Source organism: Nocardiopsis nanhaiensis, assembly GCF_054778635.1.
This window is the reverse complement of record NZ_BAAGZJ010000080.1, coordinates 15,776-37,268: the sequence shown is the minus strand read 5'-3', so window position 1 is coordinate 37,268 and position 21,493 is coordinate 15,776. Positions and strand designations below refer to the sequence as shown.

General features: G+C 70.9%; 16 protein-coding genes. 7 read left to right on the top strand and 9 right to left on the bottom strand.

Going from position 1 to position 21,493, the window contains the following annotated elements; translation table 11 throughout:
• Positions 1 to 28: 28 nt before the first annotated feature.
• From ACYVD1_RS27895 to ACYVD1_RS27880, 4 genes are all read right to left on the bottom strand, one after another.
• Positions 29 to 1,459 (bottom strand): HNH endonuclease signature motif containing protein, encoded by a 1,431-nt coding sequence (locus tag ACYVD1_RS27895; RefSeq protein ID WP_460777479.1) that lies wholly within the window; start codon positions 1,457 to 1,459, stop codon positions 29 to 31.
• 666 nt (positions 1,460 to 2,125) lie between these two features.
• The gene (locus tag ACYVD1_RS27890) at positions 2,126 to 3,514 is read right to left on the bottom strand and encodes a PepSY-associated TM helix domain-containing protein (protein WP_460777478.1); all 1,389 of its coding nucleotides are present in this window, start codon (positions 3,512 to 3,514) and stop codon (positions 2,126 to 2,128) included.
• A gap of 101 nt (positions 3,515 to 3,615) precedes the next feature.
• Positions 3,616 to 4,836, bottom strand: coding sequence for an MFS transporter (locus tag ACYVD1_RS27885; protein ID WP_460777477.1), 1,221 nt, complete (start codon positions 4,834 to 4,836; stop codon positions 3,616 to 3,618).
• 133 nt (positions 4,837 to 4,969) lie between these two features.
• Entirely contained in the window at positions 4,970 to 7,249 is a 2,280-nt protein-coding gene (locus ACYVD1_RS27880; RefSeq protein ID WP_460777476.1) for an ATP-binding cassette domain-containing protein, read from the bottom strand.
• A gap of 71 nt (positions 7,250 to 7,320) precedes the next feature.
• Between ACYVD1_RS27880 and ACYVD1_RS27875 the strand changes: the two genes are divergently transcribed.
• Complete coding sequence (locus ACYVD1_RS27875; protein WP_460777475.1) at positions 7,321 to 8,322, top strand: helix-turn-helix transcriptional regulator; 1,002 nt, start codon at positions 7,321 to 7,323, stop codon at positions 8,320 to 8,322.
• On the opposite strand, the gene ACYVD1_RS27870 is transcribed toward ACYVD1_RS27875, so the two are convergent.
• Entirely contained in the window at positions 8,273 to 10,621 is a 2,349-nt protein-coding gene (locus ACYVD1_RS27870; protein WP_460777474.1) for a penicillin acylase family protein, read from the bottom strand. The genes ACYVD1_RS27875 and ACYVD1_RS27870 overlap by 50 nt on opposite strands.
• Positions 10,622 to 10,794: 173 nt before the next feature.
• Here ACYVD1_RS27870 and ACYVD1_RS27865 point away from each other — a divergent pair, with 173 nt between their 5' ends.
• On the top strand, positions 10,795 to 11,535 hold the full coding sequence (locus ACYVD1_RS27865; protein WP_460777473.1) for a thioesterase II family protein: 741 nt from the start codon (positions 10,795 to 10,797) through the stop codon (positions 11,533 to 11,535).
• Between the two features lie 21 nt (positions 11,536 to 11,556).
• Here the strand turns inward: ACYVD1_RS27865 and ACYVD1_RS27860 are convergent, their stop codons facing one another.
• Together ACYVD1_RS27860 and ACYVD1_RS27855 are read right to left on the bottom strand one after the other, a co-directional pair.
• On the bottom strand, positions 11,557 to 13,386 hold the full coding sequence (locus tag ACYVD1_RS27860; protein ID WP_460777472.1) for a glycoside hydrolase family 13 protein: 1,830 nt from the start codon (positions 13,384 to 13,386) through the stop codon (positions 11,557 to 11,559).
• Between the two features lie 200 nt (positions 13,387 to 13,586).
• Positions 13,587 to 14,573, bottom strand: coding sequence for a glycoside hydrolase family 6 protein (locus ACYVD1_RS27855; protein ID WP_460777471.1), 987 nt, complete (start codon positions 14,571 to 14,573; stop codon positions 13,587 to 13,589).
• Between the two features lie 208 nt (positions 14,574 to 14,781).
• Between ACYVD1_RS27855 and ACYVD1_RS27850 the strand changes: the two genes are divergently transcribed.
• Together ACYVD1_RS27850 and ACYVD1_RS27845 are read left to right on the top strand one after the other, a co-directional pair.
• On the top strand, positions 14,782 to 15,303 hold the full coding sequence (locus ACYVD1_RS27850) for a GNAT family N-acetyltransferase (RefSeq protein ID WP_460777470.1): 522 nt from the start codon (positions 14,782 to 14,784) through the stop codon (positions 15,301 to 15,303).
• A 194-nt stretch (positions 15,304 to 15,497) separates the two neighbouring features.
• Positions 15,498 to 16,115 carry a TetR/AcrR family transcriptional regulator gene (locus ACYVD1_RS27845; RefSeq protein WP_460777469.1) on the top strand — a complete coding sequence of 206 codons (618 nt, stop codon included), beginning with the start codon at positions 15,498 to 15,500 and terminating at the stop codon, positions 16,113 to 16,115.
• Positions 16,116 to 16,183: 68 nt separating this feature from the next.
• Here the strand turns inward: ACYVD1_RS27845 and ACYVD1_RS27840 are convergent, their stop codons facing one another.
• Together ACYVD1_RS27840 and ACYVD1_RS27835 are read right to left on the bottom strand one after the other, a co-directional pair.
• Positions 16,184 to 17,062, bottom strand: a complete 879-nt coding sequence (locus ACYVD1_RS27840; protein ID WP_460777468.1) for an aldo/keto reductase — start codon at positions 17,060 to 17,062, stop codon at positions 16,184 to 16,186.
• Positions 17,063 to 17,282: 220 nt separating this feature from the next.
• A complete protein-coding gene (locus ACYVD1_RS27835) occupies positions 17,283 to 18,146 on the bottom strand; it encodes an NAD(P)H-binding protein (protein ID WP_460777467.1) in 864 nt (287 codons plus the stop codon).
• A 116-nt stretch (positions 18,147 to 18,262) separates the two neighbouring features.
• Between ACYVD1_RS27835 and ACYVD1_RS27830 the strand changes: the two genes are divergently transcribed.
• The 3 genes from ACYVD1_RS27830 to ACYVD1_RS27820 all read left to right on the top strand — a co-directional run bounded on the left by ACYVD1_RS27830 (position 18,263) and on the right by ACYVD1_RS27820 (position 21,442).
• A complete protein-coding gene (locus ACYVD1_RS27830) occupies positions 18,263 to 18,841 on the top strand; it encodes a TetR/AcrR family transcriptional regulator (protein ID WP_460777466.1) in 579 nt (192 codons plus the stop codon).
• A gap of 87 nt (positions 18,842 to 18,928) precedes the next feature.
• Complete coding sequence (locus tag ACYVD1_RS27825) at positions 18,929 to 19,459, top strand: CGNR zinc finger domain-containing protein (protein ID WP_460777465.1); 531 nt, start codon at positions 18,929 to 18,931, stop codon at positions 19,457 to 19,459.
• Between the two features lie 69 nt (positions 19,460 to 19,528).
• Positions 19,529 to 21,442, top strand: a complete 1,914-nt coding sequence (locus ACYVD1_RS27820) for a helix-turn-helix domain-containing protein (protein ID WP_460777464.1) — start codon at positions 19,529 to 19,531, stop codon at positions 21,440 to 21,442.
• Positions 21,443 to 21,493 lie beyond the last annotated feature (51 nt).

Sequence of the window (21,493 nt, the reverse complement as noted above, 5' to 3'; positions counted from 1 at the left end):
GGGTGTGTGGTGAACCCCCTAGTTGGAGTCAAAAACGAGGGTGACCGTGACTCCAGGAAGGGGGTTGGGCTGGCTCCGGGTCCCCGTCCGAGTCCTCCCCCTTGTTGCTGCGGTTGCGGTGGGAGGGACGACCCTGCCAGGTGGACTGCTCGGGGTTGGTCTCCCTCCGGTACTTGAGCCGGTTGTGGTCCGAGCAGAGTGGCTGAATGTTGTCCGCGCTGGTGGACCCACCGGCCGAGAAGCTCTGCTTGTGGTCGGCCTCCGACCCGCTGGCCGGGAAGTTGCAGCCCTGGGGCCAGGCGCAGGTGGTGTGGCCGAACATCCCCGCGTCCCGAAGGGCACCCGTGGCGTCGCGCTGGGTGCGGCCCACGTCCAGCACCCGGTCACCCTTGGGGGAGGTGATCATCCGGCGCAGCACGCTGTTGGGGGCCAGGGCACGGACCGCGGACATGGAGACCACCTGCCCATCCTGGGTCATCGCAGGCCCCGCACCCGTAGCCGGGCCGTCTTCGCCCTGGAGGCCGAGGAAGGTGGGCAGGGGCACCATGATGTTGATCATCGCCACCGCAGCACGCTTGCGACCCTGACCGCGCTTGCCATCCCCGACCCCGTCTTCGGCCTGCCCCTCAGCGTTCTCGGTGGGGCCGGTGGGGTTGGTCGCGGACCGGACCAGGTTCATGAACGCGTCATACATCCGCTCGGAGGCCGACACGTGCAGCCTCTCAGGGTCATACTCCGACTCGTGGGCCCTGAGCACGCACTGGAACTCCTCGGCGTGCTCACCCGGACCCCAGGCCTCGAACAGGTGAGTGCCATCAAAGGTGCGCACCAAACGCGCACCACGGGCGTCGAAGGCGGCCTGGTACTGCTCCTCCACCACCGCCGGGTTGTACTGGGCCAGGAGCTCCCTACCCAGCCGGGCGATGTCGGAGGTCGACATCGCCGGCTCCTTGGCCTTGGAGGCCAGGATCCCGGCCTCGATGATCCTCCGGAACTTACCGGCGTCCGGGCAGTCCTTGGTGTTGCGCTTGTCCACGGCCTTGTCAGCGGCCTTGCACACCGCCACCGCTTCGCCGATGGACAGCAACCCGGAGTCCAGGCCTTCGCGGGTGGCGGGCAGTTCCTGGGCGAACAACCGGCGCGCCAGCTCGGCGCGCCCGTTGGCCTCACCGGGGGCCATCCCCACCGAGTGGATGAGCCAGTTCTGCACCGACCTCTGCCCGCCCGCCTCCAACAGGGTCCCGGCCGCCTCCAGCTGGGCCAGACGCAGCAGCATCGAAAGCTGGGCCCGGTCGAAGTCCTCGAACACCTGCGAGATCACATCCAGGACCTCACCAGCCGCACCCGTCGGAGGCACTTCCGCCATTTCCGAGGCAATGTTCTCTCGGGCAGCACCCATGGCGGCCACGGCGGGGGTGTTTCCCGTCGTGTTCCCGCACTGCCCGAAATAAGAAGTCATACCCTAAGGATATCAAGAAAGGCACAGAAAGGATCTAACCCCGGGGTGATAAAGCACTTGCCCGGCCACCCCGACCCGCCTTTCCACTCCGCCAAAGAGAAGCCTTGCAGGAAAGGTTCGCACACCCCTGGGCGCATTCTCGAACAAAGCGGACACATGCGCAACCGATTGGGAATGATCTTGCTCCTGTCGCCATTCTCGACGGCCGAGGGTGGAGACAGGAGCAAGATCAGCGGGGTTTTCGCCTCCCACATTGACCGGCCGCGACACCCGCAACCGGTCGACTCCGGCGGAGTGGCCCACCCGGCCGAAGGCCGTGCTGTTCGGGGTCCGCCGCACACATTGACCAGCCGCGACACCCGACCCGTCAACGCTCCGGCGGCGTGGCAGGGATCGGCCGCCAGGCCGACGCAGTTATCGGGCGGAGCCCGAGTATTTCCGCTCAGACCTCGACCGCCCGTCCCCCTTTCCCGATAGCCGCCAACCCGCCGTCGTAGCGGAGCGGGTCAAGGTGGAGCGCCGTTGACGCGCGAAGCGCTCGATGGCGACGACCTTGACGCGCGCAGCGGAGACGGCCACAATCGGGCGGCGGGAAAGGAGGGTGCCCGCAGGAAAAGTGGCAGAGGCAGCCAAGGAAGCTCCAGATAGAACTCTGTTCCCCAAGTGCTAATCCTTGGACATTTCCTTCACCTTCTGTCCGAGGGTTCCCTGGGGGTGCTTATCAGCGGTTCGCCAGCGTTCTATCAGCCCCAGGGCTGTGTCGAAGAGGAGGAAAGCCGCCAGGGATACCCCCATGACCGGCATCGCCCAGCCGAGCAGGGCCAGGGATACGACCAGGGCGGCTTTCAGCGGCAGGGACAGGGCGAGGAGGGAACCGCGCGGGTACGGGCGACCCAGGCTCCACGGCTCGGATCGGGTGGGGCGGCGCTGCCACCACATGCGGTAGCCGAGGAGGACGACCCAGATCAGGCTGCCGGACACGACGGTGAGCAGGATCTGGTTAGGCACTCCGAACAGCACGCCCATGTGGGCGTCGACTCCCCAGCGGCTCAGCTTGGCCATCAAGGGGTGGTCGGCGAAGCGGACCAGGTCGGTGACTTCGGCGGTGTCCTGGGAGATCGCGGCGGAATCCTCCTGGGTCGGCCAGGAGCGTTCGAGCTGGGTGACGACGTAGGGGGCGGTGGGCCCGCCCGGGACCTCGACCGAGACCGGGCCGTCGAGACCCGCGTCGCGGGCGCTCTCCATGACGGCGTCGATCCCGGCGTCCACTCCCGAACTGGCTGAGGTGGTTTCGGTGGAGACTACCGGGGTGGTCCAAGAGAGGGCCTCACGCAGGTCGGTGATGTTGGCGCCAGCGTATTTCGACCATGTCAGGCCGGTGGCTGACAGGAACAGGACTCCGAGGAGGAGCCACACCCCGGTCGCGGCGTGCAGCGAGACCGACCGGCCCCGGCCGGGTGGGGTTCCGGCCCCGGGAACGAGCAGGCGGCGTGCGCGTCGGCGCCGGGCCCGCGCCACCCACAGGGCGAACCCGCCCAGGGCGACCACCCCAAGCCAGCTGGCGGCGAGTTCGCTGTACAGGCGTCCGAACTCGCCGAGGTGCAGCTCGCGGTGGAGCAGATCGATCCAGGTGCGTACTGGGAGGGCACCGCTGGTCCCGTAAGTCTCGGCGGTCCCCAGGACTTCGCCCTCGTGGGGGTCGACGAACACCGTCGTCTGCGTGGTGGATTCGGCGCCGGGCACGTCGAGGAGCACTCGGGTGGAGTCCTCGGGGCCGGTGGCCGGGCGGACCGAGTCCACGTGGGCCCCGGGCATCTCTGCCGCGGCGATCCGCACCTGTTCGCCCAGGGGTAGGGACCGCTCGGCGGCGGGGACCCGTAGGAGGTCGGAGTGGAGCGCTTGCTCGAGCTGCGGGGTCCAGACGTAGAGCAGCCCGGTGACCGCCGCGACCAGGATGAAGGGCGCGACCAGCACGCCCGCGTAGAAGTGCAGCCGCAGCACCAGGGGCCTGAGCTGTGCCCAGACTCCTGGTCGTGTGGTGGGTGCCGGTTCCATGCTTGTCCTTCCCGCCGGTATCCCGGGCCGTCGGTGCCCCGGTCGCCACTGATGTCGTCCTGGGGGCCCGGGGAGTTCCCGGCGGGGGAGAGGTTTCCGGATCAGTTCGGGGAGGGCCGGTCCGCCAGGCGGGGTACCCCTGGCACCAGGAGCGGCAGCAGGCTGGTGGCCAGCCCCACTGCGGCCGCTCCGTAGAGCACGGGACGGGCGCCCACGGTCTCGGCCAGTGCGCCGGCGGCTGCGTACCCGACCGGCTCGAGTCCGAAGCTGCCCACCTGGTCGATGCTGATTACCACGCTCAGGCGGTCCTGCGGGACGGACTTCTGCAGCGCCGTGTACCAGTACACGCCGAAGAGCATGAACCCCACCCCGGTGGCGACATAGCCCGCCAGCAGTACCGGGGCCGGCACGGTCTGCGCGAGGCCCAGCAGCGTCAGCGGGTAGCAGAGCACACCCAGCAGCGACACCAGCCCGGGCCGGAGCGGGGTCCACCGGGCGGCGACCACCCCGCCCACCAGTTGCCCGGCGGCCATGCAGGACAGGGCCAGCCCGTAGACGGGCTCGGCATAGGAGTCGGCGACCACGATCGGCAGCAGGGTGAACCCGGGGGCAAGCGTGGCGGGGGCCTGGACGGTGGCCACCGCGATGATCGCCAGGATCCACGGCCTGCGCGCTACCTCGCGCCAGCCGGCCCGCAGACTCGTGACCGTGGTCTCCGAAGCCCGCTCGGGTGCGGGCGGCGCCTCCCGGATCCACACCAGGGCGCTGACACAGACCGCGAACAGCGCGGCGATCACCAGGAACACGGTTCGAACGTCCATCACGGCGAGCAGGACCCCGGCCAGTGCCGGGCCGGTGATCCCCGCGGCACGTCCCACGATGTTGCGCAGGGCGTTGGCCTCCTGGAGCTGGTCGCGCGGCACGATCAGCGGCATCAGCGCACCGCTGGCCGGTTCGACGACTGATCCGGCAACACCGCTGAGCGCGGCCAGCGCGACCAGCCACCCGCCCGCGTCGGGGCCGAGGGCGAAACCCAGCATCACCAGCAGTTGCACCGCGTCGTTGACCACCAGGGCCGTCGACTTGCGGACCCGGGTGAGCAGCGCCCCGCTCAGCAGTGCGAACAACGACCCGGCGGCCCCGCGTACGCCGAGGACCAAGCCGAGCATCAGGGGTCCGTGCTCAACGAGGACCAGGCCGACCATGGCGACCGGGAGCATCTCCGATCCGAGGTCACCGGCGCCGCGGCCGCCGAGCAGGAGGCGGAACCCCCGGTTTCCCAGTGTCTGCGGCACCAGGCTCCGAGGGATGGGACGGGGCACTGGGTGACTTCCTCCTCCGCGAACGGTGGAGGGCCAGTGTGCCCGAGCGGCGTGGTGGGCAGCGAAGGGTTTTCCGCTCGCCCCGCCTGCTCCGGCCGCGAGGCCGCATTGGCCTGCGGTGTGCCCCGGCCCGTTACCCGGCCAGGTGGGCACGCAGGGCGTCGGCGGTCGCGCCCGCGGCCGACTCCGCCATCCGCGCGGGCGTTCCCTCGAACACCACCCGCCCGCCCTCGTGCCCGGCGCCCGGACCAAGGTCCAACACGTGGTCAGCGGCGGCCACCACGTCCATCCGGTGCTCGACGACCACCACCGTCGCCCCTTCGTCCACCATCCGGTCGAACAGGGCGACCAGCCCGGCCACGTCGCCGCCGTGCAGGCCGGTCGTGGGCTCGTCCAACACGTACAGGCGCCCGGTCCCGGCCAGTTCCCGGGCCAGCCGCAGCCGCTGGCGCTCGCCGCCGGACAGCGTATCCAGCGACTGCCCGAGAGTGAGGTAGCCCAGCCCGACCCGCTGCATGCGTTCCAGTGCCCCCGCGACCACGGGCTCCCTGATCGAAGGCTCCTCGAAGAACCTCCGCGCCTCCGCCGCCGTCAGTGCCAGCACCTCGGCGATGTTCCGGCCGCCCAGCGTGTACGACAGCGCCCTCGGGTTGAATCGCAGCCCTCCGCAGTCCTCGCACACGGTCTCGACGTCGTCGAGGAAGGCGAGGTCGGTGACGATCACACCGCGGCCCCGGCACGTCGCGCAGGCCCCCTTCGAGTTGGCGCTCAACCATCCCGGCGCCACCCCGTGCGCACGCGCGAACAGCGCTCGGAAGGCGTCCTGCACTCCCAGGAAGGTGACCGGGGTGGACCGTGGGCCGCCGTGCAGCACCCCCTGGGACAGCACCACAGCGTCCGGCCGCACTCGGGGCAGCTCCCCGTGCACGAGTGAGCTCTTGCCCGAACCCGCCACCCCGGTGACCGCGGTCAGCACCCCGGTGGGGATGCGCACGTCCACGCCGCGCAGGTTGTGCAGGCACGCGTCCCGCACCTCCACGCTCCCGTCCGGGACACGCGTGCGGGCGCGCACCGCACGCGCTCGGCGCAGGTACCGGCCGGTGGGGGTGTCGGCCGCCCGCAAACCCTCGACCGGCCCCTCATACACCACCAGCCCGCCGTCCCGGCCCGCCCCGGGGCCCAGGTCCACGACATGGTCGGCCGCCGCGACCACGTCCGGGTCGTGCTCCACCACGAGCACGGTGTTGCCCTTGTCGCGCAGCCGCCGCAGCAGCCCGGTCAGCCGGTGCACGTCGGCGGGGTGCAGCCCGGCGCTCGGTTCGTCGAGCACGTAGGTCAGCCCGGTCAGTGACCCGCCCAGGTGGCGGACCAGCCGCACCCGCTGTGCCTCCCCTCCGGACAGCGTGGCCGAGGCGCGGTCCAGGCTCAGGTAGCCGAGGCCTACCTCCTCCAGCCCTCGGAGGCGTTCCAGCAGGGAAGCGGTGACCGGGGCGACCCGCGGGTCATCGACGGTGGCCACCGCGGAGGCGAGTCCGGTGACGGGCAGCGCGCACAGGTCGGCGATGTTGTACGGGCCGATCCGGCAGGCCAGCGCCGCCGGGTTCAGCCGGGCGCCGTCGCACGCCGGGCAGGTCCCCCGCCACACCACCAGGTCCAGTTCGGCCCGGTCGCGCGCGTTGAGTGCCGCCGCGTCCAGCAGGCTCCGGTGGATGCGGGGGATCACCCCCTCGAACACCCCGGTGACCGGGAACTCCGGGTCCGGCCGGTCGGGTCGCAGGCCCTCGGCGTGCAGCAGGAGGTCCCGCTCCTTCGCCGTGTAGGCGCCCACGGGCTTCGTCCGGTCGAACAGCCCGGCGTGCACGTAGCGCTTCCACCGCCAGGAGCCGGGGGCGAAGGTACGCAGCCGGATCGCGCCGTCGTCGAGCGAAAGCTCGTGGTCGAGCAGCGCGTCCGCGTCGACTCTCCGCACGGAGCCCAACCCTTGGCATTCGGGGCACATGCCGCTCGGGTCGTTGAACGAGAAGGCGGGGGAGTAGCCCGCCCAGGGTTGACCGATCCGCGAGAACAGCAGCCGCAGCAGCGGGGCGAGGTCGGTCGCCGTCCCCACGGTCGAGCGCGCGTTGCCGCTGAACCGCCGCTGGTCCACGGCGATGGTCACCGTCAGGTTGGTCAGCCGGTCCGCATCGGGCACGCCCAGGTGGGCCATCCGGTTGCGGGCGAAGCTGTCGTGGGCCTCGTTGAGCTGACGCTGGGACTGGGCGGCGATCGTGCCGTACACCAGGGACGATTTGCCCGACCCAGAGACCCCCGTGAACACGGTGAGCCGGTCTCTGGGCAGGGTCAGGTCCACCCCGCGCAGGTTGTTCTGCCTGGCGCCGACCACGGTGATCCCGGGCATTGTCGTGGTGCTCATGCGGTCACGCTAGGCCGGATTGTGGTCAGAATCCGGCCACAATTCGCCGGAGTCGGGGGAGAATGGTCGGCATGGCCGACACCAGCCAGCGGATGCTCCGCCTGCTCTCGCTCCTGCAGAACGGCCGGGCCTGGTCGGGCGCGGTCTTGGCCGAGACACTCGGTACCAGCGCCCGGTCGATGCGCCGCGACATCGACCGCCTGCGCGATCTCGGCTACCCGGTGGAGAGCCTGCGCGGGCCGGGCGGGTACTACCGGCTGGTCGCGGGCAATGCCGTGCCGCCGCTCATGTTCGAGGACGACGAGGTGGTCGCCGTGGCGCTGGGCTTGCGGATGGTCGCGGGCGGGCTCAGCGGGGTGGCGGGGACGGAGGACGGTGCCGAACGGGCCCTCGGCAAGATCGAGCGGGTGCTCCCCTCTCGGCTGTCGCGCCAGGCCGTGGGCCTGGCCTCCGCGGTCGATCCGGGCCAACGGGTCTGGCCCGGAGCCCCGGCGGGCGTGCTCACGGCTTTGGGGGAAGCGGTCGCCGACGGCCACTGGGTGAGGATGACCCACCGGGGCCGCGACGGTGCGGAGCGGTGGCGCAAGGCCGACCCCTACCGACTGGTCCTGCTGGGGCGCCGCTGGTACCTGTTCGCCTGGGACCGGGACCGGGCGGACTGGCGGTCCTTCCGGCTCGACCGGATCACCGGGGTGACGCCGACCCGTGCCGCCTTCACCCCCAGGGAGCTTCCGGACGAGGATCTGGCCGCGTACCTGGAGCGGGGGTTCGGGGCGGGGGAGGACCGGTACACGGTCACGGTGCTCTTCCACGCCTCAGCGGCCGAAGTTGCCACCCGTATCACGCGCGTGGACGGTTCCTTGGAGGCCGTCGGACCCGACCGCTCGCGGTACACCGCCAGGGTCGACTCCTACGAGTGGATCGTCAGCGTGCTGGCCCTGACCGGCCAGGACTTCACGGTGGAGGGCCCCGACGACCTCGTCCGGTACACCGCAGAACTCTCCGCCCGGCTCGGCCGCGCGGTCACGTCCGGTCGTCCGGAGCGGGGGCGGCGGGAGCCAGGCGGAGGGTGACCGATCGGTGGCGGTCCACCGCCTCGCGGGAGTAGAGGAGCGGGAAGTACCGGCCCTCGGCCCACAGGTCGGTGAGGTCCCGGTGGTGGGGGCTCCGCGGGTCCCCGGACTGGCCGGGCGCGTTGACCGCCACGGACTCGTCCCAGGCTCCGACGTCGACCACGATCCGGAAGGAGGCCCCGTGGTACTGGCGGCCGGTGCCGTCGTAGGCGGTCAGGTCCACGGTGTCCGCGCTTCCGGGGCGCGGGATCCGGCGCACGACAGCCCATGAAGGAGGGTTCTCGACGGCGGCGAGGGGGTGGTCGAGCCGGGCGAAATGGTGTTCGCCCCAACGCCAGGTGCGGGAGGGCGGACCGAACCGCTCCACCAGGTCCAGGTAGGCCAGGCCCAGGGACGCCGCCACCAGTGCCCTGCCCCGCGTGTTCCCCACCGACTCCGCCAGCAGGCGCAGCCCGATGCGCGGGTCGCCCGCGACGTTCTCGTCCGGGGAGACCGCGTTCACGGCCTCCGCCACCCGGTCGGGGCCGACCAGCGGCAGCAGGCGTTCGCGCAGCAGGGCCGGGCGCAGGCGGCGGCGGAACCAGTGCTCGAACAGGGTGGGCTGGGGCAGGTCCACCGCCATCGTGGCGTCCCAACCGCGCAGGAGTTCCAGCGCTTCGGCGGCCCCGGGCACTGTGTCCGTCGGTTGCGCGGGCAGCTGTTCCAGGAGTTCGAGGGCCGTGCGAGCGGCCGGGCTGACGTGGTCGTTCTGCAGGCGGCATGCGTCCTCGACCGTCCACCCGGTCCGCGCGGAGAGTTCCTCGGCGATGCGCTCGTACCGCAGGGGCGCAGCCCAGTCCCGGGTGATGGGGAACGGCCGCCAGTCGGCGGCGCGGCCGGTGTTGTGTTCGTTGGCGGACGCGAACCAGCCCTGCTCGGGGCGGTCCACGGCGGGCAGCTCCGCCCCGGAGTGGAACCCGGCCCATTCGTGGCTGCCGTCGCCCGGTACGGGCAGTGCACCGTCCCAGTTCGGCCGGGCCGGTACCCGGCCCGCGGCGATCCAGCCGATCCCCTCGGAGTCGGCGTAGACCTGGTTCTCCCCGGGGGCGCCCCAGACCCGCATGGCGTCGCGGAAGCCGCGGCTGTCGCGTGCCCGCATGTACTGGACGCTGCCCAGGTAGGGGGCCATGCCGGGGCCGAGCCAGGCGGCGCGTACCGCGACGGCCGTCCGGCGTTCGGGGTCGGTGTGCACGACCGGGCCGTGCACGGTGAAGTTCAGCTCCACCTCACGGTCGGGTCCACCGAGGACCGGGACCCGTTCGGTGACCCTCTCGAAGTCCCGCCAGCCGTCGCCGTGCCGGTAGCGCCAGGGGGCGTCGGGGTGGAGTTCGTAGACGTACAGGTCCTCCTGGTCGATGGGGAAGATGGTGAGCCCGAAGGCCACGCGGCCGTTGTGGCCGATGGAGACCCCGGGAAGTGCGGGCTCGCCGGCACCGATCACGTCGAACTCCGGGCAGCTCAGGTGCGTGAGGTAGCGGAGCGCGGGGTTGCTGATCGCCCGGTGGGGGTCGTTGGCCAGGATGGGGCGGCCGCTGGCGGTCCGCTCGCCACAGATCACCCAGTTGTTGCTGCCGTCGGGCTCACGCGCGGCCGCGCCTGCGTCGGTACCGGTTCCGGCCCCGGACAGGTCCACGGGTGACAGGGCGAGCCGGTACACGTCCAGGACCCCGTGGTGGAGCGTGCTGAGGTCCAGGCCCTCGGTTACTTTCAACGGCCCCTCGGGTTCGCGGACCGCGCGCAGGTCCTCGGCCTCGGAACCAAGGTCGCGCAGGGTGAGCGCGCGGGCCAGCTCCTTCTCCGCGTTCCCGTAGAGGCCGTGGGAGCGGATCCGGGCCAAGTCTCCGGGCGACCACCGTCCGGGGGTGATCCCGAGCTCGGCGAACTCGGGTCCGAGCAGCTCGGGTCGGCGCTCAGTGAGTTCGACAAAGGCGTTGATCCCGGAGGTGAAGTTTTCGGCCACCTCGCGCACTCCGTCCCCGTACGCCGCCCATTCGGCGTCCATGTCACCCCGGTAGAGGAAGAGGCGGGCCGCGCGGTCCCGTTCCAGGTGGCCTTCCCCGAACACCTCCGAGAGCAGGCCGAGCCCGCGCCTTCGCCACAGGTCGAGCTGGAACATCCGGTCGCGCGCGGCCATGAAGCCCTGCGCGACGAACACGTCGGCGCTGCTGCTGGCCCGGATATGGGGCACGCCCCACCTGTCGACCACGACTTCGACCGGGTTGGTGAGGCCTGCGACGGTGTACGTGTGGCTCCTGGACATGTCTGGATGTCTAGCGTTCGAAGGGCCGTCGGCACAAGCCCCGATCGCGGTGCCGGGCCGACGGTGTTCTCACTCACGTGCGGGAGTCGACCGGGGCCTCCGAGTTACCGACGGCTTATTACCGGCTGGTAGGTTTACGTTGTTACTTGACGGTAGGAAGACGAGGGGGAGCCGTGCACGAGGGAGCCCTGACCCGGCTGAGAACCGTTCCCCACTGCCGGTTCCGGCTCTTCGTCCTCCACCACGCCGGCGGCTCCCACCTGGGGTACCGCGGGTGGGTTCGCCACTTTCCCGCGGACTGGGAGATCTGCCTCCTCGACGCCCCTGGCCGGACCCGCACATCCGCCGCGGCACCCATCCGAGAGGCCGGGGCCCTGGCCGACTACATGCACGAGGTCATCCGCCCCGAACTCGACCGCCCCTTCGGCCTCTTCGGGCACAGTATGGGCGCGCTCGTGGCCTACGAACTGACCCGGCGCCTCACGGACACACCACCCGCCTGGCTCGGCGCCTCCGCCTGGAGCCCCAGGCCCGGCCATGAGCGCCCCGAACCCCGTCACCTCGCCTCCGCGGAGCGCCTGCGCGAGGCCATCGTCCGCATGGGCGGTACCCCCCGCAGCGCACTCGAGGACCCCGACGTGTGGTCCTACGTCGAACCCCTGATGCGCGCCGACCTGGAACTGGTCGACACTTGGACAACGGACCCCGATGCCCCGGCGCTACGGGTGCCGCTGTCGGTCTTCGGCGGATACGACGACCCGGGTATGACCCCCGAGCGCCTCGCGAGCTGGTCCGACCACGTCGAGGGCGGCTACGAACACCACGCCTTCCCCGGTGGCCACTTCTACTTCACGGGGCGCACCGGAGAGCTGGTCGAGCAGATCACCAAGGACGTCGAGGCCGTCCTGGGCTGACCGGCCGAACCGGCATCGGCGTCACCCGGCGGACGTGGTGCCCACGGCCACCAGGTGTCCCGGGCCCTCGGCGGCGAGCTCGACCTTGTCGTCGACCCGGAACCGCACTCCGCCGACGCGCTCCACGGCCTCCAACCCTTCCGCGTCCAGGTCGGCGAGCGCGGTGACCCGTTCGTCGTGCGGGCCGTCGGTCAGGTGCACCAAGACCACCTGGTCGCCGAGCGAACGCAGGAAGGTCATGTGGTGCTCGCCAGCGTCCAGCCAGCGCAGGCCGCCGGTCTGGAGCGCTGGCAGGTCCTTGTGCAGGGCCAGGAGGCGCCGGTGCGCTGCGAGGACCTCCCGGTCCCAGTCCTCGGGGCGGTGCCAGGGCATCGGCCGACGGGAGTTCTCGCCGTCCCGGCCCTCCAAACCGATCTCGTCCCCCGCGAAGACGAACGGAACCCCCGGCAGGGTGGCCTGCGCGGCCACACCCACGGCCTGGAGCACCGGATCGCCCACCACTGTGCGGAAACGAGCGGAGTCATGGGTGCTCAGCGCGTTCACGCTGTGCGTGCGCACCCGCCAGGGCAGCCCGGCGTTGGTAGCCCGCATCGCCCGGACCGCCTCCGCGGCCCCGCTGGCGGGCAACGGGGCCGACGTGTGCGTCGCCGCGTACCGGACACCTTCCGGGCCGGTGTTCAGCCAGGCCCACACCGGCCGCGTGAAACCGGCGTAGTTCATCACCCCGTGCCAGCCGTCGTGCCGGGTGTCGGGGCCCGCGTCGTAGAAGTGCTCGGCCAGCAGCCAGGACTCTGGGGCGGCCTCGCGCATCCGCGCGGCGATCTCACCGGAGACCTCGTGGTTCACGTCCTGGGCGCCCAGTCGGCCGGTCATGTTGGCGACGTCGATGCGCCAGCCGTCCAGGCCGTCCTCACCGGTCAGCGGACCCGCCAACACGGAGTCGTCGGAACCGTAGACGCGCTCGCGCAGCTCGGGGGAGGAGTAGTCGAGCTTGGGCAGGGACCGCACACCCAGCCAGCTGACGTAGCCGTCCGGATGGTCGGTGAAGTAGTAGTAGCCGGCCTCCTCCGACTCCGGGTCCGCCTGGGCGGCCGTGAACCACTCGTGCCCGTCGCCGGTGTGGTTGGTGGTGAGGTCTCCCATCACCCGCATGCCGCGCGCGTGCGCCTCGCGGGTCAGGGCCAGGAGGGCCTCGTCGCCGCCGAGCAGCGGATCCACCTCGTCGAAGCTGGCGGCGTCGTAGCGGTGCGTGGAGCGGGCCGGGAAGTACGGCGTCAGGTACACCACCTCGGCGCCCAGGTCGGCCAGATGGTCCAGGTGGCGGCGCACGCCCTCCAGGGTTCCGCCGAAGTACTCCTTGGGAGCGTCCGCCCCGAAGCCCGCGGGCTCGTCCTCCCAGTGCCGGGGAATCGCCCAAGCGGGGTGCTCGGCGAGCGGTTCGAGGGAGTCGTCGTCGCGGGCGAAGCGGTCCGGGAAGATCTGGTAGACGGTGGTCCCGGGCACCCACGTCGGCGGGTTCGGTCCGGTGACCAGGCGGAAGTCTCCGTCGTCGGTGACCTCGTGGTCGTGTGGACCCGCCTGGTTGAGCCAGGTGTACCGGCGCCCGCGCACGATCGCGAACCGGTAGGAGGTCACCACCGGAAGCAAGGGGACCTCCACGCGGAACCAGCTCACCCCGCCCGAAGAGCGCTCGAGTTCGCCCTCCACGAGTGCGGCCTCGCCGTCCTCCACCACGCAGGCGTACACCGCGTCCGCGCCGCCCGGTACCCGTACCCGCAGGAGGGCGTGCCCCTCGTGAAGGGTCACGTAGTCGGCTGAACCGTCGTGGTGGGGGTCGTGGCTGAAGCGCATGTGGGGACACTCCGGAAGTTCTGGCAGAAACGAACCGTCACATCCTCGCAAGAAAAACGCGTCTACGCGAAAGTATTTACGTTCGGGTATTGCAGTCCGGTTCTTGCACAGCCGACCGGCCGGACCCAGAACCCTGGGTCCGGCCGGTCGGGCGGTACGTGCGACGGGATCCGGCCGTCGCATGCCCGTGGGCGGGGCTGTCAGTCCTCCGCGTTCTCGGCCAGCTCGTGGGCGATGTCCGGGATGAAGGAGCCGGCATCGCCGGCGCATCCGTCGGCCTCACCCGGCAGCTTCACCCACAGGAAGCCGTCGATGGCGGGGTTCCCGGTGTCGGACGTGGTGGGGGTGCCCAGGGCTCGGCCGGGCGGGTCGCACCACTCACTGTCGTCCGCGGGGCCGTTGCCGTTGCGGCTGGTGTCCACCACGGCGGTCAGGTCCAGGCCGCTGGCCTCGATGATGGCCTCCGCGTAGGCGACCTCGTCCTCGCTGGTGCGGTAGTTGGAGGTGTTGGTGGCGATGCCGTGCGCGCTCTCGGCCGCGTTCACGCCGTCCAGGAGGTCGGCGATCTCCTCGGGGGAGTGCCAGTCCGAGTGCCCGACGTCCATGTATACGCGCGCCTGGTCCGAGCCGGCGATCAGCGCCTGCCCCGCGTAGGACAGCGAGTCCATGACTTCTGCCGGGGGCTGGCCCTCGCAGGTGCCCATGAGGGATAGCGCGTCCGGTTCCACGACGATGGTGGCCGGGCGGCCGTCCAGGCCTGCGGCGAAGTTGTCCACCCAGGCCTGGTAGGAGTCGTGGTCGGGTGCGCCGCCGTCGCTGTGGTTGCCGCAGTCCCTGCCGGGGACGTTGTAGACCACCATGATCGGCACGGTGCCGTCGGCTTCGGCGGCGCTGGCCAGGGCGTCGACCTCGGCCTGGATGCTGTCCGGGTTGTACGTGGTGAACCAGGTGGCCTGTGGCACCCCGGCGATACGCTCCTCGATCAGTGCGGCTCGGGGGTCATCGGGGTTGTCGGCGACCCATTCCGCGGCCGCGGTGTTCGGGTTGACATAGAACGCCGAGTCCTGAGCCACCTCGGGGCCCTCCTCGGTATGGGATACGGTTTCGACCGCCGTGGTGCACCCTGAGGCGAGGACGCCCAGGGTCAGCGCGGTCGCGGCACCCAGTGCCGACCAGTGCGGTTTCATGAAGTACTCCTTGCGCTGCGAGCGGGCTAGCGGGATTGGGAGCGCTCCCAGAGTGGCACCACCATAGGTGTCCCCATGCCGCCTGGGAAGGGGGTCATATGAGGGTTTTCCTGCGGTACCGGGTGTCCGGAAGGCCCGGAGTGAAGGGAGTCCAGACTCTTGTGCCGCCCCCCTGTGCCGGGGGTTTGTCCCGGGTTACCGTTGTGGTATGAGCCTTGAGCTGCCAACCGAACGACTCCTGATCAGGGAGTGGGAGCTGGGCGATGCCGACGCGGCCCTGCAGATCTACGGGGCCGACGAGGTCGCGCACTGGCTGACACCGGAGTGGCAACCGGTGACCGATATCAGCGCGATGCGCTCGGTGCTACACGCCTGGATCGAGGCGGGACCGAACCTGATCCCACCCGCCGGGCGCTGGGCGATCGTCCGTGAGGAAGACGGAGAACTGGTGGGAGGGCTGTCGTTGAAGCTGCTCCCGCCCTTCGAGGAGGACTTCGAGCTGACATGGGCGCTACGCCCCGACCTATGGGGCAACGGCTACGCCACCGAGGCGAGCCGGGCCATCATCGCTTGGGCGTTCAAGCAAGGGATCGAGGAGGTGTTCGCGGTCGCCCGCCCCCGCAACGAGCGGGCGATCGGCGTCGCACGCAGGCTCGGCATGGAGTGGGTCGGCGAGACCGAGAAGTACTACGACATGCGACTGCAGGTGTTCCGCATCCGTCCCGGCTGACCGACGGACGCGGATCATCCACAGGCACAGGGCCCACCACAGCCAGCAGGAGCACGACCGTCACACGCGGCCCGCCGGAAGGTGTTCTCCGGCGGGCCGCGCCCGTGCCGCCGTCCGTCGTTGGGGGAGGTGGCTGGAGCGCATACGCTGCGTACTCCGACACTGCGGCACGGGAACGGAAGGGGAATCCCTCTATGGTGCTGGCCGGGGAACCCGGAAGCGGCGGGGGCAAACGGCCCGGCGGCAGGAGCGCCCGAGTGCGCGGCGCCGTGTTGGAGGCGGCGGGCGACGCGCTGGCCGAGAGCGGGGTGGACGGTCTGGACCTGACCGACGTCGCCCACCGGGCCGGGGTGGGGCGGACCACCGTCTACCGCCGCTGGGGTTCGGTGCCCGCGCTGGTGGCCGACCTGCTCGACGACATGGCCGAGCAGTCACTGTCGAGAGTGGAGACCGGCTCCCTCCTGAAGGACCTCACCGCCAACGCCCAACTGGTCCGTGAAACCCTCGCGCACCCGCGCCAGGGCCCCTTGTTCAAGGCGATCATCGCCGCGGCGACCTGTGACGAGCGCACCGCGGGTGCCCTGCACCGCTTCTACGACGTACGCATCCGCGAATGGGCACCCTGCGTGGAACAGGCGGTGGACCGGGACGAGATTCCCGAGGGTACCGACGCTCACGAGGTGATCAGGGCGGTCTCCGCGCCCCTGTACTTCCGGCTGCTCGCCAGCGGAGACCTCCTGGACGAGGGCGCCGCCGACCGCAGCGCGCGGGCGGCCGTGGCGGCCGCCCGCGCTGGGGTCTACGTGCGGTGAAGCCCCAGGGAGAGCCCGGGGCACGTACTCCCGTAACAGGGCCCGCTCCCCTAACAGGACCCGGGGTCCTAGGACAGGGCCAGGCTGATCCGTTCGATCTCCTGCTCGGACAGCCGCAGGGCCGCGGCGGCCGTGTTCTCCTCCAAGTGCGCCACCCGTGAGGTGCCCGGGATCGGCAGCATGACCGGCGAGCGGTGCAGCAGCCAGGCCAGCGCGAGCTGCACAGGGGCCACACCGTGCTCCGCCGCGGTGGCAGCCAGGGGCGACTCCGCCTTGGCCATCTCGCCCCTGCCCACCGGGGCCCAAGGCAGGAAGGCGATCCCGTCCTTTTCGCACTGCTCCAGAACGTCCTCGGACTGGCGGAAGGAAGGTGCGTACTGGTTCTGGACCGAGGCGATGGGGGTGATCGCGCGGGCCGCCGACAGCTCGTCCACGCTCACCTCGCTGAGCCCGATGTGACGGACCTTGCCCTCCTGTTGGAGCTCCATCAAGGCGCCGAGTTGGTCGGCCAGGGGCACCTCGGGGTCGACACGGTGCAGCTGCATCAGGTCGAGCCGCTCCACCCCCAGGTTGCGCAGGCTCAGCTCCGCCTGCTGCTTGAGGTACTCGGGCCGGCCCAGCTTGTGCCACTGGGACGGGCCGGTACGGGCGAGCCCGGCCTTGGTTCCGATGACCAGGTCGGCAGGGTAGGGGTAGAGCGCCTCGCGGATGAGCTGCTCGCTGATCTGCGGCCCGTAGGAGTCGGCGGTGTCGATGAAGTTCACACCGAGTTCGACGGCCCGCCGCAGCACGGCCAGCGCCTCGTCCCGATCTCGGGGCGGTCCCCACACCCCCTCGCCCACGATCCGCATCGCCCCGTACCCCAGGCGGTGTACCGGTAGGTCGCCGCCCAGTCGGAGGGTGCCCGCCTGCTCTGCGATGTGCGGTGTGGCGTGTACGTCGGTCACGGTGTCCTTTCCGGTGCGGCACGAGGGCCGGGTTCGTGCCATGGTCTCAGTTCGTCGTCGGGGCGGCCCGCGTCCGCGGCCTCGTGTCGCGGGCCGTGTCCCGGCCGGGATCGGAAGGATTCCAGCAGGGGCCGGAGTCGCGCAAGGTACGCGGTTCCCCGGACCGGTGCCGACCGGGGCCCGGAACCGCGTCCACCGGGGCCCGGCCGGCACCGCGGAACTACCGGAAGGCGTCGAGGTGGTCGGCGACCCACTGGGCGTACGTGCGGCCGGGGCGGCCCATGACACGCTCGTAGTCCTTGGACACGATCTGGTCGAGGTCCCACTCGGCGCCCGCGTCCGCGGGGTCGGGCTCCCACAGCAGCCAGTCGCAGACCTCGGGCGGGACGCCCTGGGAGATCCACAGTTCGCGGGCCTCGGCGAGGGTGAGGGGCACGAACGTGACCTCGCGGCCCAGGGCTCCGGCGATCACGGCGGTGCGCTGGGCGGGGGTGATGGGTTCGGGGCCGGTGAGCTCATAGGCGTGCCCGTGGTGGCCGTCCTCCAGCAGCACGGTCGCGGCCACTCCAGAGATGTCGGCCTCGTGTACGGGCGCGCCGGGCTCGTCGCCGTTGGGCGCGCGGATCACGCCCTCGGACCGGACGGAGTCCGCGTAGGAGTCGAGGTCGTTGATCATGAACTCGCCGCTGCGCAGGTGCGTCCACTCCATCCCCGAGCGCTCCAGGGCGTATTCCACCGGGCGGTGTACCTGGTGGCCGAAGCTGCCCTCAGTACCGTCGCCGTCGTCCTCCACCGAGGAGGTGGACAGCAGCACGACCCGCCGGACACCCGCCGTCTCCATACGGCGCACGACCTCCGCGGCGGTCTCGGGGTGGGGGTAGAGCAGGACCGCGTCCACGCCGTCGAAGACGCCGTCGAGTGTCTCGGGCTGGTCGAGGTCGCCCGCCACCGGTTCCACCCCTGCGGGGAAGCTCCGGTTGGCGGGGTCGCGGCTGAGCGCGCGGACGGCGGCGCCGCGTTCGATGAGCTGCGGGACGACTAGGGAGCCGACGGTTCCGCTGGCTCCGGTCACCAGGATGCGCATGGTTCGGGTTCTCCTCAAGGCTGGTGGTTCGGGAATCCAGTAGATCATAATAGGACATGAATGTCCCACCAAGGGGCCCATTGGTCCCGTTTTGGAGTGGGCGGTAGGTTGTGGCCATGACCAGCACCGAGAATCCGAGGGTCGGGGTCCGCGCCCGGACCCGCGGCGCGATCCTGCGCGCGGCCGCCACCGTTCTGGCCCAGGACCGGGGCGCCCCGTTGTCGGCCGTCGCCGAGGCAGCCGATGTGGGGCGCAGTACCCTGCACCGGTACTTCCCCGACCGTGAGGAACTGCTGGCCGCCACCTACCGGGAGGCGCTGTCCGAGATCACCAGGGTGATGGACGAGGCCCGGGTCGAGGAGGGGCCCGCGGTGGAGGCCATGCGCCGCGTGGTCGCCGCGCACGTGGAAGCGGGCGACTGGATGCTGTTCGCCTTCGGGGACCCCGCCAACGAGGCCTTCGACGAGGACGCGGGTGAGGTCGACTCCGAACCCGAGGTCCTCACCGGCCTGGTCAGGCGGGGCCAGGAAGAGGGGGTCTTCGACCCGGACGCGGATCCCGCCTGGGTGGTGCAAGTTCTGTGGGCGCTGCTGTTCACCGGCGTGGAGCGGGCCAAGCAGGGGCGGATGTCCCGGCACGCCGTGGCCCCGGCGGTGGTGAGCGTCCTCGAGCACGGGATCGCGGCCCGGGGCTGAAGCCGCGTCAGGCGCCGCTCCGGTGCAGGATGGTCCTCCGCGGCCCGTCGGTGCCGGGTCGCCCGCCGCGTCTGCTGTACTGGCGCCATGCACCTGAACCCTTACGGCCAGGGTCCGCTCACCCTCGCGGTGGACCTGGTCAACCGGCCGCCCGCCGACGCCGCCGACCTGGAACGGCGCTGTGCGGCGATGGACCTCCTGCTGGAACGGGCCGTGGTGGCGGAGGACCTCGCGGCGGTCCTCGACTTCCTGGCGCGGTGGGCCGCGGTCGTGGACGCGTCCGACCCGCACGGCCGGGCCGAGCGGCTCAACGCCCTGCTCATCGAGTTCTCCGGACCACCCCGCCTGACCGACCACGCGGGCACGGGCTGGCACCTGCACTACCGGCCGGACCGGCTGCCTGCCCACCGCCAGATCGCCTCGCTGATCGCCGTGGGCACGGCCCTGCACCTGACGGGGCGGGGCATGCGGCGGCTCGGCCGCTGCGCCGCCCCGGACTGCGCGCACGCCTACGCCGACTTCTCCCGCAACGGCCGCCAGCGCTACTGCTCGACCACCTGTGGAAACCGCGACGCCGTCCGCCGCCACAGGGCCCGCGCGGCCGAGGAGTTCGTCTAAGGGAGTACCCCTTGCTGGGGAGCCATCCGGCGGGTGCCGTCTTACCAGGTCCGGTGCGAAACTGGCCCGATGGATGAAGTTCGTGTGCGACTCGAGCCGGGTGCCCAACGCGTTCTCATCGAGCTCCTCTCCCGGTTGGAGACGGGGGAACGGCTGTCAGAGGAGGAGGTTGCTTCACTGCTGGGGCCTGTCGGGGAGGATCTGGTTGACCGGGTCCTGAGCAGCTCGTCACGCCTGGTACGGCTCAGACGCAGGGAGGGCGAGCTGTCGGCCCTGATCGCCAGTACCCGCGACCTGGTTCAGGTCCGCGACGTGGCGGCGTTGCTCACCCGGCTCGTGGACCGTGCCCACGATCTGGTGGGAACGGACGTCACATATATGTCGGTGTACGACAGTCGCACCGACGAGCTGTTCGTGCGAGCCAGCCGGGGCACCGTTTCCCCGCGCTTCCGGGGTCTGCGCGTTCCAGCCGGGGTCGGTATCGCCAGTCGTGTCGTGCGCACCAACACACCTCAGTGGACCGCCGATTACGGCGCTCACGACGACTTCGACCGTGACCCGGAGATCGACGCCGCTATTGCCGAAGAGCACTTGCGGTCCCTGGTGGGCGTGCCGATGTCGGCCAACGGCGAGATCCTCGGCGTGCTCTTCGCCGCCAACCGGGACCCGCGCCCTTTCGCGGGTGAGGAGATCGCTCTGTTGTCGGCCTTCGCCGACCAAGCAGCCGTCATCCTGCACACGGCTCGATTGTTCTCCGCGGTAACTGAGGCAGCCGACCGTGCGGAGCAGGCGCAGGAGCGCGCCGAAAAGCACGCGGAGGCCATGAACGCTTCCGCCCGGGTGCACGAACGGCTCACCGCCCTTGTCCTCTCCGGGCACGGTCCCCGCCAGGTTGCCCTGACCCTGGCGGAGTCCCTGGGGCGCCCCGTCGCCATCGCCGATCGCGAGCTGCGTTCGGTCACATCCACTGCGGATGTGGCCGCCAACTGGTGGCCGGACGGGCGGCTGGTCGAACCGGCTGTCCGAGCCCTCGAACGAAGTCGCAACTCCGGGCACTGCGCGGATGTGGGAAGCGGGGGCCTGGATGTGGTCGCGGCGGCCGCCGCCGGAACGGATCTGCTTGGGCTGCTGCTCGTCGGCGAGAGCGAGGCGCCGCTGAGTGAAGTCGAGCGCCGCACCGTCGAGCGGTCTGGGCAGATCCTCGCCCTCTTGACCGTGCAGAGCGAGGCATTGACGCATGCTGAGGAACGGGTGCGCGGGGAACTGGCCCTTGACCTGATGTCGGGTGCGGCGGACTCGGACACCATCAAACGCAGGGCCTCGGCGCGTGGAATCGTACTCGACCAACCCTGGACAGTGGTCGTGGTACCAACGTCCGACCTTTACCGCCACGCCCTGCCCAGAACGCTGTCCGCGTTTCCGGGATGGATGGCTGCCGCCCAGGGTGAGGGGGTGAGTGTGCTCGTCCCCGGGCAGGACGCGGCTGCGGCGGCGGAGCAGGTGGGCTACCGTGTCGGAGCGGCGACGGGGGAACCCGTCTTGACGGTGGGCTCGGTGGTCGATTCCTTCTCCGCACTGCCCGCGGTTCTCACAGAGTCCTGGGAATGTGCGGCCTTCCTCCCTGCACTGGGGCTGAACCGGGGTGCCTACCAGGTGGAGGACTACGCTCCCTACTTGGCGATGTTCGGTACGGATGGTGGTAGGGCGCGTGCGTTCGTCGACCGGATGATCGGACCCGTCATCGAGTGGGACGCCCTCCACCACACGGACCTGACCGGGACCATCACCGCCCTGGCCGAGAACAGCGGGAGCGTTACACGCACCGCGCGCGCTCTGTACGTCCACCCCAACACCGTGAAACAGCGGTTGGAGAGGGTCAACATTCTCCTCGGCACCGGTTGGAGGTCTGCCGACACCATGTTCCGCGTCACCGTGGCAACGCGTCTCCACCGCCTCCGACGTGGCATGGAACGGACATGCTGAGGCCAGATTTCCTGGCCGAAACTGACATGTCATCCGCTTGAGGCGCACTGT